At 63.4% G+C, this 14,598-nt stretch carries 17 protein-coding genes; 10 read left to right on the plus strand and 7 right to left on the minus strand.

Features of this window, described 5'->3' with window-relative positions:
* Positions 1 to 66 precede the first annotated feature (66 nt).
* The 5 genes from K7W03_RS03630 to K7W03_RS03650 form a co-directional block, all read right to left on the minus strand.
* Positions 67 to 717, minus strand: coding sequence for a methyltransferase family protein (locus K7W03_RS03630; RefSeq protein ID WP_222885587.1), 651 nt, complete (start codon positions 715 to 717; stop codon positions 67 to 69).
* 11 nt (positions 718 to 728) lie between these two features.
* Positions 729 to 977: a DUF2933 domain-containing protein gene (locus K7W03_RS03635; RefSeq protein ID WP_222885588.1), complete on the minus strand. Its 249-nt coding sequence runs from the start codon at positions 975 to 977 to the stop codon at positions 729 to 731.
* Between the two features lie 69 nt (positions 978 to 1,046).
* Entirely contained in the window at positions 1,047 to 1,715 is a 669-nt protein-coding gene (locus K7W03_RS03640; RefSeq protein ID WP_222885589.1) for a CopD family protein, read from the minus strand.
* On the minus strand, positions 1,712 to 1,957 hold the full coding sequence (locus K7W03_RS03645; RefSeq protein ID WP_222885590.1) for a hypothetical protein: 246 nt from the start codon (positions 1,955 to 1,957) through the stop codon (positions 1,712 to 1,714). Before K7W03_RS03645 ends, K7W03_RS03640 begins: the two co-directional genes overlap by 4 nt.
* Positions 1,958 to 1,962: 5 nt before the next feature.
* Positions 1,963 to 2,367 carry a copper resistance protein CopC gene (locus K7W03_RS03650; protein ID WP_222885591.1) on the minus strand — a complete coding sequence of 135 codons (405 nt, stop codon included), beginning with the start codon at positions 2,365 to 2,367 and terminating at the stop codon, positions 1,963 to 1,965.
* A gap of 129 nt (positions 2,368 to 2,496) precedes the next feature.
* Here K7W03_RS03650 and K7W03_RS03655 point away from each other — a divergent pair, with 129 nt between their 5' ends.
* From K7W03_RS03655 to K7W03_RS03675, 5 genes are read left to right on the plus strand one after another with little or no spacing between them, the layout of a single operon-like run.
* Positions 2,497 to 2,775 (plus strand): hypothetical protein, encoded by a 279-nt coding sequence (locus tag K7W03_RS03655; protein WP_222885592.1) that lies wholly within the window; start codon positions 2,497 to 2,499, stop codon positions 2,773 to 2,775.
* On the plus strand, positions 2,772 to 3,212 hold the full coding sequence (locus K7W03_RS03660; protein ID WP_222885593.1) for a periplasmic heavy metal sensor: 441 nt from the start codon (positions 2,772 to 2,774) through the stop codon (positions 3,210 to 3,212). Before K7W03_RS03655 ends, K7W03_RS03660 begins: the two co-directional genes overlap by 4 nt.
* Positions 3,209 to 3,772, plus strand: coding sequence for an RNA polymerase sigma factor (locus tag K7W03_RS03665; RefSeq protein WP_222885594.1), 564 nt, complete (start codon positions 3,209 to 3,211; stop codon positions 3,770 to 3,772). The genes K7W03_RS03660 and K7W03_RS03665 overlap by 4 nt, the downstream gene beginning before the upstream one ends.
* 51 nt (positions 3,773 to 3,823) lie before the next feature.
* On the plus strand, positions 3,824 to 5,656 hold the full coding sequence (locus tag K7W03_RS03670) for a copper resistance system multicopper oxidase (RefSeq protein ID WP_222885595.1): 1,833 nt from the start codon (positions 3,824 to 3,826) through the stop codon (positions 5,654 to 5,656).
* Positions 5,653 to 6,660, plus strand: a complete 1,008-nt coding sequence (locus K7W03_RS03675) for a copper resistance protein B (protein ID WP_222885596.1) — start codon at positions 5,653 to 5,655, stop codon at positions 6,658 to 6,660. The genes K7W03_RS03670 and K7W03_RS03675 overlap by 4 nt, the downstream gene beginning before the upstream one ends.
* Before the next feature lie 2 nt (positions 6,661 to 6,662).
* On the opposite strand, the gene K7W03_RS03680 is transcribed toward K7W03_RS03675, so the two are convergent.
* Together K7W03_RS03680 and K7W03_RS03685 are read right to left on the minus strand one after the other, a co-directional pair.
* Positions 6,663 to 7,259 (minus strand): HdeD family acid-resistance protein, encoded by a 597-nt coding sequence (locus K7W03_RS03680; protein WP_222885597.1) that lies wholly within the window; start codon positions 7,257 to 7,259, stop codon positions 6,663 to 6,665.
* Positions 7,260 to 7,828: 569 nt separating this feature from the next.
* On the minus strand, positions 7,829 to 8,479 hold the full coding sequence (locus K7W03_RS03685) for a BON domain-containing protein (protein WP_222885598.1): 651 nt from the start codon (positions 8,477 to 8,479) through the stop codon (positions 7,829 to 7,831).
* 527 nt (positions 8,480 to 9,006) lie between these two features.
* Here K7W03_RS03685 and K7W03_RS03690 point away from each other — a divergent pair.
* From K7W03_RS03690 to K7W03_RS03710, 5 genes are all read left to right on the plus strand, one after another.
* Complete coding sequence (locus K7W03_RS03690) at positions 9,007 to 10,044, plus strand: zinc-dependent alcohol dehydrogenase family protein (RefSeq protein ID WP_222885599.1); 1,038 nt, start codon at positions 9,007 to 9,009, stop codon at positions 10,042 to 10,044.
* Positions 10,041 to 11,165 (plus strand): VIT1/CCC1 transporter family protein, encoded by a 1,125-nt coding sequence (locus K7W03_RS03695; RefSeq protein ID WP_222885600.1) that lies wholly within the window; start codon positions 10,041 to 10,043, stop codon positions 11,163 to 11,165. Before K7W03_RS03690 ends, K7W03_RS03695 begins: the two co-directional genes overlap by 4 nt.
* Before the next feature lie 147 nt (positions 11,166 to 11,312).
* Entirely contained in the window at positions 11,313 to 12,068 is a 756-nt protein-coding gene (locus K7W03_RS03700; RefSeq protein ID WP_222885601.1) for a sensor histidine kinase, read from the plus strand.
* Complete coding sequence (locus K7W03_RS03705) at positions 12,040 to 12,690, plus strand: BON domain-containing protein (RefSeq protein ID WP_222885602.1); 651 nt, start codon at positions 12,040 to 12,042, stop codon at positions 12,688 to 12,690. Before K7W03_RS03700 ends, K7W03_RS03705 begins: the two co-directional genes overlap by 29 nt.
* 304 nt (positions 12,691 to 12,994) lie before the next feature.
* Positions 12,995 to 14,596, plus strand: a complete 1,602-nt coding sequence (locus tag K7W03_RS03710) for an MBL fold metallo-hydrolase (RefSeq protein WP_222885603.1) — start codon at positions 12,995 to 12,997, stop codon at positions 14,594 to 14,596.
* Positions 14,597 to 14,598 lie beyond the last annotated feature (2 nt).

Below are 14,598 nucleotides of genomic sequence, written 5' to 3' on the forward strand. Positions count from 1 at the left end.
TCAACGTAGCGTCATGTGGGGTCTGACGTCATGTCAGGATCAAGCCCTCATTTGCCGGAACATGGTTCATCTCGGGCTTGAGGTTCGCCATTTCGGAAAGAAGCCGCCGGTCCGCGCCACATATTGGCGATAGGCATCGCCAAATTGAGCGATCGCAACCTGCTCTTCGTGGTAGGCAAGGCGGACGTACATAACGACGAGAACCGGATACATGACCAGCGTCAGCAGTGTCGGCCACTGCAATAGGAAGCCGGTCAAGATCAGGATGAAGCCGATATATTGGGGGTGCCGCAGCCGTTCATAAATGCCGGTGGCCGCCATTGCGCCATGTTGTTGCGCTGCATGGAGAACAGCCCAGCCCACCGAGATCATCCAGAAGCCGCCGCCGATCAGGACAAAACTGGCGATGTGGAATGGTCCGAAATGCGGGTTTATGCGCCATCCGAACATCATCTCGAGCAGATGGCCGGCATCATGTGAGAACCAGTCGACGCTGGGATAATGCGATTGGAGCCAGCCCGAGAACAGGTAGATGGTGAGCGGGAAGCCGTACATTTCGGCGAACAGCGCGACGAGAAAGGCGCTGAACGCGCTGAAACTGCGCCAGTCCCGTGCCGATTCCGGTTTGAAGAAACTCAGAGCGAACAGGATGAACACCACCGAGTTGACGAAGGCGAGGCCCCAGAGGCCGAAGCCCTGCATTTGATGCGCGCCCATGGTGCCCTCCATCATTGCACACCGGCGTCGCCGGTCCCCTGCGGTTTGCTTGAAGGAGTCCCGCCGCCATGTTTGTGACCATGGTGCATGAAGAGGTGCATGATCGGGCAGGACAGGACGAGCAGGAATGGCAGCGCGTTTAGCACATGCGCGGTATGTTCGGTAAAGAGATAATAGCCCGCGACGACGGCGAACCCGACGAAGATGAGTTTGGCGCGGCCTGACATCTTGCCGCCGTAATGGGCCTCATGATCCGACATGGGGTGTTCCTTCCAGTAGAGGGGAAGCTTGGTGGCACGCATTGCCGTGCGAAATGGCGCTGATGAGGGTCACCAGCCCGGCTCCAGTGTCCCGAGCCATGCAACGAGTCCGAGGATCAGGGCTGCGGCGACAAGTTCCATGACCATGGTCGCCCTGATCCGTCCCAGAGCCGCAGCCCCGTCCTCTAGGCTGGACGCGCGCTCAATCGCTGGAACAAGCCGGAACCGGTGGAGCGCAGCCAGCGCCAGCATGAGACCGAACAGCGCAAGCTTGCTGCCCATCAGAACGATATAGGTCGATCCGAAGGGAGGGCCGAAAGGCTGGTCGCCGAGGACGGCCAGACCGTTGACCAGGCCGGTCGCGATCAGCAGCGCGACCACAATCGGCCCCATGATGCCGAAACTCTTGAGGGATCGCTGCGCGACCGCCAAGTCAATGAGCGAGGCCCCTGGGCGACTCACAATGAAGAGAAGGCAAGCAATGGCGCCAATCCAGGTGCCTGCGACCAGAAGATGTATGATGGCGGCAAGGAGATGTGTCCATGCTGATGCGCCTTCGGTAGCGACACCGTGTCCGTTCCAGGCCAGCGATGCAAGGGCGATACCGCTGAGCGCCGCCACGCCTGCCATCGTATCTGTTCGACGCGCCGGTGCGAGCAGGGCAAGGCACAAGGTCAACGCGGTCGCGGCAAGACGCAGCGCAAAGGCCCAGCCAACCGAAGTGTTCAGCAGGATCAAACGGGCAGGCTCGAGGTCAGGCCATCGATCGACCTGCCCGACATGCTGGCCAGCAGCAGGGCAAAGCCGACGATGATCAGGCCTGCAGCACATAGACTGAGCGGGATCAACCATGCCCGGAACGGGATCTGGCCCCGTTCCGGCGCGCGCAGGACGTAGAGGCCGAAGAGGGGGACGCCGAACTGGAGCCCCTCGATCGCAAAGAGGCCGAAGCGGACAACAATGATCGGCCCCTCGGACATGGCCTTCAGCTGACCGTGAAAGCGAACTGGCTTTCGACCCGGTGGGTGTCTGCCGCTACCGCATGCCAGGTCACGATATAGCTGCCGCGCGGCAAAGCGTTCGCGAAAGTCGCGATGAGGGTTTTGCCATCCGAGGAAAATGTCGTTTTGACTGTCGGCACAAGCGGCATGGCCCCGTGAGCCATATGATCCGCGTGCGGCATGCCAGCCATGCCGGCAGGCGTGATCTCAAGACCGGTCAACTGGGGCAATAGCCGCTCAGTGAAGCGCAGCATGACCTGCCGGGTCGACGCGACGGATGCCTGGGCGGCGGGAATCGACGCGACCAGCGTCGGATGCGCCAGCACGGGCATGGCCGTCGTCATCGCGGTGGCGGCGAAGGCAGTGGCGACGATTTTGATGGCCTTCATGAAGCGCTCCTCGGATATCTCGCTGTCCATACGCAGGCCGAGTGCTCACCCCTCGGATCGTGCAGCCATTAATTTGAGGGGTCGGAGCATTCCTTGCGTATGACGAAGCGCGGAGATCGGAGAAACAGAATGACAGATATAGAAAGCGCGCTTGCGTGCCTGCGGGCGTTGCCGGTGGACCCCCGGGTCAGCACGATCGATGCAGCGGTGCTCGATGGGCTGAATCGGCAATTGGCTGGTGATCGCGCTTCCGGGCGGCTGTTCGTCACGGCCGCCGCCGTCGCGCTTGTGACCGGTATCCTGGGATCGAGCTTTCCGGGTGAACCCGCAACTGCGGCGACCGCCGCCTTCCCGCTCGGCGCCCCAGCAGCGCTCGCACCGTCAACATTGCTTGCGGGCGTGCGATGACCGACCGGTCCCGCTTCCTGTTCGTTATATTGATTGCATTCGGCGCGGCATTGGCGGGCGTCTTTGTCGGCCGCAGCTATATCGTGGCGCCGCCGCCGGTCGAGAGCGAACTCCATCAACTGCTCCATGAGCATCTCGAACTTGATCCCGCTCAGGAAACGAGGATCGAGGCAATCGAAGCCCGGTTCGCCATCCAGAAACAGGCGCTCGAACTGGAGTTGCGCGCGGACAATGCCCGTCTGGCGCAGGCCATTCGGACCGAGCATGGCTATGGCCCGCAGGTCAGCGACGCGATCGACCGCTCGCACAAGGCGATGGGCGAACTGCAGAAAGTGACGCTCGAGCATATCTTCGCGATGCGCGGGGTACTCCGGCCCGAGCAAGCCGCGCGGTTTGACGACGCAGTGGTCAAGGCGCTGACCGTCGAGGCAAAATGAGCCTCGATCTCGCCGAATGTTTGGACGGCGAACTGGCGGCGCTGGCGATCGGAGGGCGGCAAAGCGCGTACAGCGAACTGATGCGCCGGCATCGTGATGCCATTTTCCGCTTCGCCCGCGCGCACGCCGCCGATGACGATGCGGCTCTCGATATTACCCAGCAAACCTTCATCTCCGGCTTTGCGGCCCTGAAACGCTACGATCAATCGCGACCGATGAAGCATTGGCTGACCCGCATTGCGCTTAACAAATGCCGGGATTGGGGACGGCGCCGAAAGGTGCGTGCGATCTTCGCGTTTGCCGCGCCCTTGGAAGACGCGCCCGATCCGGTCGACCAGTCCGCCGATGTCGAGCGCGAAGCCAGTGACCGCCAGGAACTGAAGGAAGTGATGCAAGCGATGGTCAAACTGCCGGCCAAGCTCAAGGACGTGTTGGTGCTGCGCGCCGTTGAGGGTGCGTCGCAAGCAGAGGCCGCCGCGATCTTGGGCATCACCGAGAAAGCCGTCGAGACGCGGCTGCATCGCGCGCGGAACAAATTGCAGGAAGTTTTGAGGGCCTGAAGCGCGATTTGCGTATTGGCGCACAACAGATTCCGAACAGGCAGCCCTTCCATGACGACCTCTTCCGCCTCGCTACCGGCCCTTGATCGCCGGACGCTCCTGCGTGGCGCCAGCCTGGGCGGCGGGGGCCTTGCGCTTGCCGCGTGGATGCCCGCCTGGGCGCAGCCGGTATCGCGCGGCATCGCCAATCCTTTGCCCGAGCTTTCGGGCGACAGCATCTCCTTGCGGGTCGCGCACGAGACGGTGAAGGTCGACGGACGGCAGGCACATGTGATCGCCATGAATGGCACCGTTCCTGCCCCATTGCTGCGCCTGCGCGAAGGGCAGACCGTTCGAATCACCGTCGACAACGCGCTGGATGAGGAGACGTCGCTGCACTGGCATGGCCTGCTGGTGCCCTTCCAGATGGACGGCGTCCCGGGCCTGAGCTTCCCCGGCATCCCCGCGCGCGCATCCTTCACCTATGAGTTTCCGATCGTGCAGTCGGGCACCTACTGGTATCACAGCCATTCGGGTCTGCAGGAGGCGATGGGGCAGTACGGCCCGATCGTCATTGACCCCAGGGGCGCCGATCCGATCGCCTATGATCGCGAACATGTCGTGATGTTCTCCGACCACAGCTTCGTGCATCCGCACAAGCTGTTCACCAAGCTCAAGCAGGAGCCGGGCTACTATAACCGACAGAAGCAGACGCTGGTGGGGCTGCTCGGGGGAAAGGACCAGAAGCACGCCGATCGCCTGGAATGGGCGCGGATGCGGATGGACCCGACCGACATCCTCGATGTGACGGGTGCGGCCTATACGTATGTCGTCAACGGCTATGGTCCGCAGGACAATTGGACCGCGCTGTTCAAGCCAGGCGAGCGGGTGAGGCTGCGGCTGATCAACGCCGCCGCCATGACGATTTTCAATGTTCGCATCCCGGGCCTGCAAATGACCGTGGTGGCCGCCGATGGGCATCCGATCCGCCCGGTCGCTGTCGATGAGCTCCAGATGACGATCGCGGAGACCTATGACGTCATCGTCACGCCCATTGAAGACCACGCCTTCACCATCGTCGGCGAGGCGATCGACCGGTCCGGCATGGCGCGCGCCACGCTCGCGCCGCGCGAGGGCATGGCCGGCGAAGTGCCGCCGCTGCGCGATCGACCGCTGCTGACGATGACGGACATGGGCATGGGCGCGATGGAAGCGCCGACCGGGCCGAGCGGCCAGGCGGGGCAAGACATGGTGGGTATGGACATGCCCGGGATGGATATGTCCGGAATGAGTCATGGTGCGGGCCATGCCGCGCCAATGGATCATGGTTCCGCCAGCGCGTCTGGGCATTCGATGAAGATGCGCGATGGCGTCAATGCACCGCAGGTGGTGCTGGGACCAGGCGTTCAGACCATCGCACCGATGCCGGCGGACCGCACTGGCGAACGCGGCGTCGGCCTGGAAAGTGCTGGACACAAGGTGCTGGTCTATCGCGACCTGGTCGCGCTTGATCGCAATCCCGATGTCCGAGCTGCCGCGCGCGAGGTCGAACTGCATCTCACGGGCAACATGGAACGCTATATGTGGTCCATCGATGGCCAGACGCTGTCGGAATCACGGACTCCGATCCCGGTTCGCACCGGCGAGCGCGTGCGCATGACGCTTATCAACGACACCATGATGAACCACCCCATCCACCTGCACGGCCATTTCTTCGAGCTGGTGACGGGGCATGGCGATCATTCCCCGCGCAAGCACACGGTCAACGTGCCGCCGGGCGGCAAGGTCAGCTTCGACTTGACCGGCATCTATGGCGACTGGGCGTTCCACTGCCACATGTTCCTCCACATGCACGCGGGTATGATCCGCGTGGTGCAAGTGCGCAATTCGCGAGATGCCGCATGAACGCGCTCGGACTTCTCGGGCTTTCGCCACTCCTGTTCGCCGCATCGGTGTCCGCTCAGACGACGGATCAGTCAGGCTATCAGGACCACGACATGTCGACCATAGCGATGCCGGCGCAGCCGGCGACGCTGCCCGATCCGCATGCTGGTCACGCCAAGCCAAACCCGGACACGCAGTCGCAGGATCGCCGGGACATGGGCGCCATGCTGATGCCTGCCGCGGCGTCAGGCAAGCCCGTTGGCCCGGCAGGAACCGACGTCGACCCCGGCAGCGTGCCACCACCGCCGGTTGTGATCGACCGGCCTGCCGATCGCTATTTCGATCCGCAGGCGATGGCCGCCGCCCAGGCCAATCTGCTCGGCGAGCATGGCGGCATGACCTTCCATAAAATACTGTTCAATCTGGCTGAATATCAGGCGCGCAAGGGTCGCGATGGCTACCGCTGGGACGCGAGCGCATGGTTCGGCGGCGACATCGACCGGTTGGCGCTCAAATCTGAAGGTGAGGGTAGCTTCGGCGAACCGGTCGAGCATGGCGAAGTGCAGGCGCTCTGGTCGCATGCGGTCGATCCCTATTGGAACGTGCAGGGCGGTGTTCGGCAGGACTTCGGCAAGGGACGGAACCGCACCTATGCCAGCATCGGGATCGAAGGACTCGCGCCCTATTGGTTCGATCTTGGCGCTTCAGCCTTTGTGTCGACCAAGGGTGACGTGATGGCCCGCGTGGAAGGCGACATTGATCAGCGCATCACCCAGCGGCTGATCCTCCAGCCCCGCGTCGAAGCCAATTTTGCCGCGCAGGATATTCCCGAGAATGGGATCGGCGCCGGCCTCTCGAATCTCGAGCTCGGATTGCGGATGCGTTACGAGGTCGCTAGGGAATTCGCGCCCTATGTCGGCGTTTCCTGGGACCGGAGGCTCGGCGAGACGGCGCGCATCGCGCGGGCCGCGGGAGAACGAGCGTCATCCACGAGCTTCGTCGCTGGGATTAGGTTCTGGCTCTAGCCCTACCGCCAGCCCGAAGCGCGCGGTCCGAACGTGGCGCTACGCAGGGACAGACCGATCAGCAAGAGGGCGACCCCCTGGAATAGCAGGTCGATCGACAGAATCAGTCCCAGAACCCAGATCGAATTGACGGGCCAGCCGAGTGCAATCACCAGCGCGGCGGCAATGCTCGCGACGGCCGAGATAGTCATCCATCCCCAACCAGACGGCGTGCGCGTTGTCAGTGCTATGAAGAGGCGCAGCGCGCCGGAGAGCCCGAGCGAGACGGCGAGGAACAGGGTGAGCAGGGTGGCGGCGAACAGGGGATCGAGGAACATCGCAACGGCGGCCGCAAGATAAAGCAGGCCGCTCAGGAGCCAGAACGCGAATCGCGCCCATTTTTTGACGCCGAAGGCATGGATGATCTGGAACGTGCCGGCGGCGAGCATGACGACGCCGACGTAAAAAGTCGCTGCAACGGTCGTGATGAACAGATTCGCGGAGGCGATGGCTCCCAGCAGGATAAGTGCGATGCCGAGCACCGTGAACCAGCACCATGCGCCGCGTTGCTCCAGCGAAGCCGGACCGTCGCCGAAGCGCGATCCTTGCGTGTTGATCATGATGTTCGTCTCCTCTGTGTGCGGTCCAACGCCCGACGACTGCTTGCTAGGCTCCGGCGGCGTCCAGCACACTCCTTTTATCTACGGATTGGCGCCCCGAGGGTCAGTTCAGCGCATTATCCAGACAATGTCGGCGCGAATGCCGACGACGTCGCAAGAGCTGCCAGATGTCGCCGCCGATGAGGAAATCCCGACCCATGGCCAATGACCATATGTAGCCAGCCAGAGCTACCTCGGCGGCGGCGGGATCGCGTCCCTGGCGATGGCGGTTTCCTGATGCATGATGCGAATGTCCGGGACTCGATATCACCATTTTCGAGCAGCTTCACCGCCCGGTGGCAAGGGGAACCCGGGCGATGAGCATGTGCTGCATGGCCGCTGGATGTTCGAAAGCAAATCTGTGCACCTACGACCTGTTATCCGAGAGTTCGACGCTCAACGGGAGCCGGACGGTCACCGAGAAAATATTCGAGAGCGCGGCCGTTCTGGTGTGGCGAACGGCGATGCGCCATATCGACCAGCGCTTTTCGCAAGGATATCGTCGTCTGTCAGAGTCCAATACCGCGCATTCACGCGATGATGATGTCGTTCCGCACATCGGTCACGCCCGGCGCGGCCCATGCCGTTGCCGCAGCGACTTGCCTGTCATGGGGCGAGTGAACCGTTCCGGCGAGCACGACATTCCCCTCCTGCGCGCTGACCGTGACGGTCTTCGGGTCGAAAAACCAGGAGCGATGGAGCGCGTGCATGATCTCGTCGCTGATATTCGAGATATCGACCTTGCGCTTGATCGTGACCTGGTTGGACACGCCGATAACGCCGAGCAGCCGCCGGATATCCTGTTCGGCGCTGTCCCTCTGATAGTGCCAGTCGACCTCGCCGGTCAGGGTGATCCACCCCTTTTCAACCTGTACCTTGATGGCGTCGCGTGGAACGGACACGTCCCAGGCGAGCCGATCGACCGCGGCTGCCGCTATATCGTCGTCATCGCGCTGACTATCAAAGGGGAGCCGGATCTCGATCTCTTCGGCCACGGCCTTGACGCCCTTCACCCTGCGGGCCGCAGCCTCGGCTGCCTGCTTTTCCGCGAAACTCTCGACATGGCCCGTGAGCGTCACGACGCCTGCGTTCGCAGTGACGCCGATATGGGCGGCGGTCACGCTCGGTTCCCAGCTCAGCTCGGCGAGCACGGACTGTTGAAGATGACTATCCTGGGACATGATGTTCTCCAAAGCGATCGACAAAGGGAAGCTGCGCGTCTTGATCGACGATCCTCCTTACAGGTGTCATGTGACAGACAGGCGCAAACTACCTTCGCTCCGACGGAATTTGACTCCTGTAGAGGCAACTCGTCGCGCATCGGCCTTCTAAGCCGGGCTTGCAGGGCCGGCATTCCGGAGTTTTACTGGCGGGTCGTCCACGCATAAGCATCTGGGATGGGCTTCCGCACCGCCGAGATTCATCGCGCTCGTTTTGATGCGCAAGCAGGGCGTTACGAGTCTCTCGGTGCTCCTGGACGTCGCGTTCCTGTATCGCGACATGCTGGTGTGAGAGATTCGCCTTTGGCCAGCCCCACAGAAAGCCGAAACCCGTCGGATGTCACGCGACGCCGACAGGATTCGCCCCCTCCGTTGATTTACGGATAGGTTCGGCGCGAGTCCGGGTTCAAATCGCGGGACTTGATCATCGGCCCTGGAGGGATGCGCCCAGGGCGCACGCCGACATTTCACCACAAAGAGGTTTGTTCATGAAAGCGCTCGTTTATCAGGGTCCTGGCGCCAAGGCGCTCGAGGACCGACCCAAGCCCGAGATCCGTGACGCCGGCGACGCCGTCGTCCGCATTACGCGGACGACGATCTGCGGGACGGACCTGCATATCCTGAAGGGCGACGTCGCGACCTGCGCGCCGGGCCGCATCCTCGGTCATGAAGGCGTGGGCGTGGTCGAGGCGATCGGCGCGGGCGTCACCGTCTTCAAGCCGGGCGACCGCGTGCTCATCTCATGTGTCACCGCCTGCGGCCGCTGCGACTATTGCCGTCGCGGCATGTATTCGCATTGCACGACGGGAGGCTGGATCCTCGGCAACGAGATCGACGGCACCCAGGCCGAATATGTCCGCATCCCCCATGCCGACACCAGCCTCTACCCAATCCCCGAAGGCGCCGACGAGGAGGCCCTGGTGATGTTGAGCGACATATTGCCGACCGGCTTCGAGTGCGGCGTGCTCAACGGCAAGGTCGCGCCTGGAGGCAGTGTCGCCATCGTCGGTGCGGGTCCGATCGGGCTCGCGACGTTGCTGACGGCGCAATTCTATTCTCCCGCCCAGATCATCATGATCGATCTCGACGACAACCGGCTGGAAGTCGCCCGCCGTTTCGGTGCGACGCATGTCGTCAACAGCGCCGACGGGAAAGCGGCGGACGCGGTGAAGGCGCTGACCGAGGGACGCGGCGTCGACGCCGCGATCGAGGCCGTGGGCGTCCCCGCCACCTTCCTGCTGTGCCAGGATATCGTCGCGCCGGGCGGCGTAATCGCCAATATCGGCGTCCACGGCTCCAAGGTCGATCTCCACCTTGAGCGGCTCTGGTCGCACAACATCTCGATCACGACGCGGCTGGTCGACACCGCGACGACGCCGATGCTGCTCAAGACGGTCCAATCGAAGAAGATCGATCCCAAGCTGCTGATCACGCATCGCTTCGCGCTGGCGGACATTCTCGACGCCTATGATACCTTCAGCCGCGCCGCCGCGACCCAGGCGCTGAAAGTGATCATAGAAGCTTGACCACTGGGACCGACCCTGGCGCCCTGCCGCGCTATCGCTCCAATCTCCAGGGCGAGGTCGACGGCGCGGCGGTCTATGCGGCGCTGGCCGAGAGCGAGGCCGACCCGAAGCTGGCGGAGGTGTTCCATCGGCTCGCCGCTGTCGAGCAGGCCCATGGCGAGTTCTGGCGCAAGCGGATCGAAGCGGACGGCGGTCATTTCTCGCCTGCGCCTTCGGCAAGCGCACGCATCCTCTCCTGGCTGGCGAAGCGATTCGGACCGGCTTTCGTCCTGCCGGCGATCGCGGCCAGCGAGGCGCGCGGCAGCACAGCCTATGACGCTCAGCCCGAGGCGAAGGCCGCCGGGCTTCCGGGCGACGAGCGATCGCATGCCGTGCTGATGCGGGCCGCCGCCGGCAGAGGAGGTCTTTCAGGACCGACGATCGCGCTCCTCGAGGGACGCCACCGCGGCGGTGGCAACACCCTGCGCGCCGCCGTGCTCGGGGCCAATGACGGTCTCGTCTCCAATCTCAGCCTGGTGATGGGGGTGGCCGGCGCCGCCGTGGCGGACAATACGCTGCTGCTTACGGGACTTGCCGGTCTTGTCGCGGGCGCCTGCTCGATGGCGATGGGCGAATGGCTGTCGGTCACAAGCTCGCGCGAACTCTATCAGAGCCAGATCGAGACCGAAGCAGAGGAATTGCGCGAGGTTCCCGAGGAAGAGAAGGAGGAGCTGGTCCTGATCTATCAGGCCAAGGGCATTTCCGAACCGCAGGCACGCGCGCTGGCGGAGCGACTGCTGAGCAATGAAGGAACCGCGCTCGACACGCTGGCGCGCGAGGAGCTCGGGATCGATCCGGATCAGCTCGGCGGGTCAGCCTGGACGGCCGCGACATGGTCGTTCCTGCTCTTTGCGACCGGCGCGATCATCCCGGTCGCGCCGTTCCTGCTGCTCTCGGGGCGACCGGCGCTGATCGCCAGCCTGGCCGCCAGCGGTCTTGCCCTCGCGCTGATCGGCGCCGGCACGAGCCTTTTCACCGGCCGTTCCGCACTGTTCTCGGCGGCGCGCCAACTCGTCATAGGGATTGCCGCTGCCGCAGTCACCTATGGTGCCGGGGCAATCGTTGGCGTGTCGCTCGGCTGACGGCCACGATGAAGCCGTCGCCAAGAGCCCGCGGCGTGAAACATCAATATGGAAGGACGCGAGCACGGGGGATCGACCCCTAAGTAACATTCCCGATTCTCCGGGCGCTTCCTGAGAGGGACAAGAATTGCGTCAACGGAGGGCGCCATGCACAGTGTCTCACTTCACCGGGATCCGGATATATCCACGCGTGAGACTATTCACGATCTGCGCAACCTCTTCAGCGTCGTGGCCTCCGCGCGGCACATGCTGGACGACAGGCCGACGGGCGACCGGCGGACATTGCTGCTCGACGCGATCGAGGACGCCGCGTTGCGCGGGGGACGACTCACCAGCGCGATGCTCGGGCAAAGCAGATCGCAACGTGCCGGCGCTTGCTTCGATCTCAACGAGCATCTTTCCGGCCTCGGATCGCTGATGCGCGCGCGGGCGGGTCGGCAGGTCGAAATCCGGTTCGAACCAGCCGCCGGTTCGCTGCCGGTGAAGCTCGATCCCGCCGATCTCGACGCCGTGATCCTGGAGATGGTCTCCAATGCGTGTGCGGCGTTCGTGAAGCCCGGCGTCATCCGGATTCGCACCAGGCGGCTCGGAGGCCGTGTCCGGCTGATCGTCGCGGATAATGGATGCGGCATGAGTACCGCCAAGCTCCACAGGGCGCTGAATCGAGTCGAGCAGCCGTCCGTGAACGGCACCGGCCTCGGTCGCGTCCGGCATTTCGCGCAGAGCGCCCATGGCCGTCTGCGGATTCGGAGCCGCGAGAACAGCGGCACGATCGCTTCCCTGAACTTACCGCTGGTCCTCAAGGTCGCCGGCGCTGAGACCTCCGCGACGGCCCTCGCCCGGTGGAATAGAAAGACCCCCAAGGAGATCAGACATGAAAAGCGACAGTCAATTACAGCGTGATGTCCTCGATGAGCTGGAGTGGGAGCCTAGCATCGACCAGGCCGATATCGGTGTGGCGGTAACAGACGGCGTCGTCACCCTTTCCGGCTTCGTCAAAAGCTATCCGCAGAAGATAGCCGCCGAGAAGGCCACCCGCCGCGTGACCGGCGTCAGGGCAATCGCCGAGGAGATCAAGGTCCGGTTCGCTTCGGATCCGAAGACCGCTGATCATGAAATCGCCAAGCGCATCCTCGATATGTTCGCCTGGAACGTCTCGATCCCCGACGACAAGATCGCGGTGAAGGTAGAGCATGGCTGGGTGACGCTCAGCGGCACAGTCGACTGGTATTATCAGAGTGATGAGGCCCGGAAGGTCGCCGGCAAGGTCAACGGCGTCGTCGGCGTCAGCAACCTGATCGAACTGCGCAAGCTGCCCACATCGGGCGACGTCAAGGAACGGATCGTGGCGGCGATCAAGCGCAACGCCGATCTTGATGCCGCCTCCGTCACCGTCTTCACCGATGGCGGCAAGGTGACGCTGGGCGGCAAGGTCAGGGCGTGGAACGAGCGCCAGATCGCCGAGCGTGCGGCTTGGGCCGCTCCCGGCGTCACCACGGTCGACGACAATATCATCGTCGTCTGACTGCGCCACGTCGGACTCAGGGGCTGCCGGGATGTCCCGGCGGCCGCATCTGCGTTATCCTCTTCTAAACTCGGAGTTTCGTCGATCGCGCTGCCATCCGCGCCGATAGGCTGCTCAGCCAACGTCCGGATGAATGCCGCCCAGAATGTCGTCCCAAATACTGATTTCGTGGCGGCAAGTCCTGCTTGGGTTGCCTTCCTCTGCAACACGTCGGACACTCTCCGGCGAAACAATGGACATGGGCAAGTTCGAGTGGGAGAAACGACCTGTCCCCAGCCGATCCAGGACAATGATCTGATACTTCATGACTGACGACCTCACACTCGCCTTCCACGGAGCAGCCCGTACTGTCACTGGCTCCTGCATGGAATTCTGCCGTGACGGGAAACGGTTGCTTGTCGATTGCGGACTCTTCCAGGGTTCCCGTACGCTCGAAGTGCTCAACCGGAGTGCCCTCCCGTTCGACGCGGAGGAGGTCGACGCGGTCATCCTGACCCACGCCCATATCGATCATAGCGGGCTATTGCCCAGGCTCGTGGCCGAAGGCTTCACGGGCGAGATCTGGTGCACGGCGCCAACGGCGGATCTGCTCGAGTTCATGCTGGCCGACGCGGGGCGCATCCAGGAGAACGACGCCGCCCGACGCAATCGACGCAAGGATCGTGCGGACCAGCCGGAGATCCTACCGATCTACACCGAGCAGGACGCGATGGCCGCGTGGCGGCGGACCCGGCCCGTTGAGCTCGAGACATGGTTTGAGCCTGTCCCCGGGTTCAGGGCCCGCCTTTGGAACGCCGGGCACATCCTGGGCTCGGCGTCGGTTGAGCTCGATGTCGGGGGCAAGCATGTCCTGTGTTCCGGTGACCTTGGTCCCGAGCATAAGGCGTTTCAACGCGATCCCGAGGGTCCCTCGGGATTCGATCATGTCATCTGCGAATCCACCTACGGCGACCGCAAGCGCGACCATCTCGCCATCGGCGAGCGCCGAACCTTGCTGGAAGCCGAGATCAAGGGGGCGCTGGCGCACGGTGGCAATCTCATCATTCCGGTGTTCGCGCTTGAGCGCACGCAGGAACTGCTGCTGGATATCGCCGCGCTGATCGACGCCAACCGCATTCCATCCACCCCCGTCTTCGTCGATTCCCCTTTGGCCAATCGCGCGACCAGCGTGTTCGCCAAATATGCCGGGTCGCTCGAGGATATGGAGGGCGAGAATGTCTTTGGTCACGCGGCTTTTCATTTCGTCGATGATGTCGCGGAATCGATCCGGCTGAACAGCTTGTCGGGCGCCATCATCATGGCGGCCTCGGGCATGTGTGAAGGCGGTCGCATCCGGCACCATCTCAAGCACAATCTCTTCCGACGCGAATCCACGCTACTGTTCGTCGGCTTCCAGGCGGAGGGTTCGCTGGGCCGGATCATTCTCGATGGTGCCGAGCGTGTGCGCATTTCGGGGGAGGACATCGTCGTGCGCGCCCAGATCCGGCACATCGACACCTATTCGGCGCATGCCGATCAAGACGACCTGCTGGCGTGGATGGAGGCGCGGCGTCCTGTCGGGGGCAGTCTCTTCCTCTCGCATGGGGAAGCGACGGCGATGGAGACGTTGCGTCGCGTCACCCAGGCCCGCGAATTGAGCGCTTCCATCATCGTGCCGGAGATGGGCGAAGTGTTCCGGCTGCCCGTCGGCACGCCCGCGGCCCGGATCAAGACCGGAGATCCGGAGCTTCAGCAGGCCGTGGGTCGCGACTGGCAGAACAGCTACGCTGATTTCGCCACCGGCCTGAAACGCGAACTGGCCGAAATACAGGATGCCAAGATCCGTCAGCAGGCGCTCGACGATATGCGGGCTGTTCTGGAGAGCTACAAGAAGGTCCGGTACAAGCGCGCCGCCCGGCGGCACTGAGA

Source organism: Sphingobium sp. PNB (genome assembly GCF_019873065.1).
Classification (GTDB): Bacteria; Pseudomonadota; Alphaproteobacteria; order Sphingomonadales; family Sphingomonadaceae; genus Sphingobium; species Sphingobium fuliginis.

What these genes read in the sequence shown, in the direction of transcription:
- K7W03_RS03630 (WP_222885587.1), bottom strand. Translation starts at nt 717, where the DNA reads ATGGGCGCGCATCAAATGCAGGGCTTCGGCCTCTGGGGCCTCGCCTTC.
- K7W03_RS03635 (WP_222885588.1), bottom strand. Translation starts at nt 977, where the DNA reads ATGTCGGATCATGAGGCCCATTACGGCGGCAAGATGTCAGGCCGCGCC.
- K7W03_RS03645 (WP_222885590.1), bottom strand. Translation starts at nt 1,957, where the DNA reads ATGTCCGAGGGGCCGATCATTGTTGTCCGCTTCGGCCTCTTTGCGATC.
- K7W03_RS03650 (WP_222885591.1), bottom strand. Translation starts at nt 2,367, where the DNA reads ATGAAGGCCATCAAAATCGTCGCCACTGCCTTCGCCGCCACCGCGATG.
- K7W03_RS03655 (WP_222885592.1), top strand. Translation starts at nt 2,497, where the DNA reads ATGACAGATATAGAAAGCGCGCTTGCGTGCCTGCGGGCGTTGCCGGTG.
- K7W03_RS03660 (WP_222885593.1), top strand. Translation starts at nt 2,772, where the DNA reads ATGACCGACCGGTCCCGCTTCCTGTTCGTTATATTGATTGCATTCGGC.
- K7W03_RS03665 (WP_222885594.1), top strand. Translation starts at nt 3,209, where the DNA reads ATGAGCCTCGATCTCGCCGAATGTTTGGACGGCGAACTGGCGGCGCTG.
- K7W03_RS03670 (WP_222885595.1), top strand. Translation starts at nt 3,824, where the DNA reads ATGACGACCTCTTCCGCCTCGCTACCGGCCCTTGATCGCCGGACGCTC.
- K7W03_RS03675 (WP_222885596.1), top strand. Translation starts at nt 5,653, where the DNA reads ATGAACGCGCTCGGACTTCTCGGGCTTTCGCCACTCCTGTTCGCCGCA.
- K7W03_RS03680 (WP_222885597.1), bottom strand. Translation starts at nt 7,259, where the DNA reads ATGATCAACACGCAAGGATCGCGCTTCGGCGACGGTCCGGCTTCGCTG.
- K7W03_RS03685 (WP_222885598.1), bottom strand. Translation starts at nt 8,479, where the DNA reads ATGTCCCAGGATAGTCATCTTCAACAGTCCGTGCTCGCCGAGCTGAGC.
- K7W03_RS03690 (WP_222885599.1), top strand. Translation starts at nt 9,007, where the DNA reads ATGAAAGCGCTCGTTTATCAGGGTCCTGGCGCCAAGGCGCTCGAGGAC.
- K7W03_RS03700 (WP_222885601.1), top strand. Translation starts at nt 11,313, where the DNA reads ATGCACAGTGTCTCACTTCACCGGGATCCGGATATATCCACGCGTGAG.
- K7W03_RS03705 (WP_222885602.1), top strand. Translation starts at nt 12,040, where the DNA reads ATGAAAAGCGACAGTCAATTACAGCGTGATGTCCTCGATGAGCTGGAG.
- K7W03_RS03710 (WP_222885603.1), top strand. Translation starts at nt 12,995, where the DNA reads ATGACTGACGACCTCACACTCGCCTTCCACGGAGCAGCCCGTACTGTC.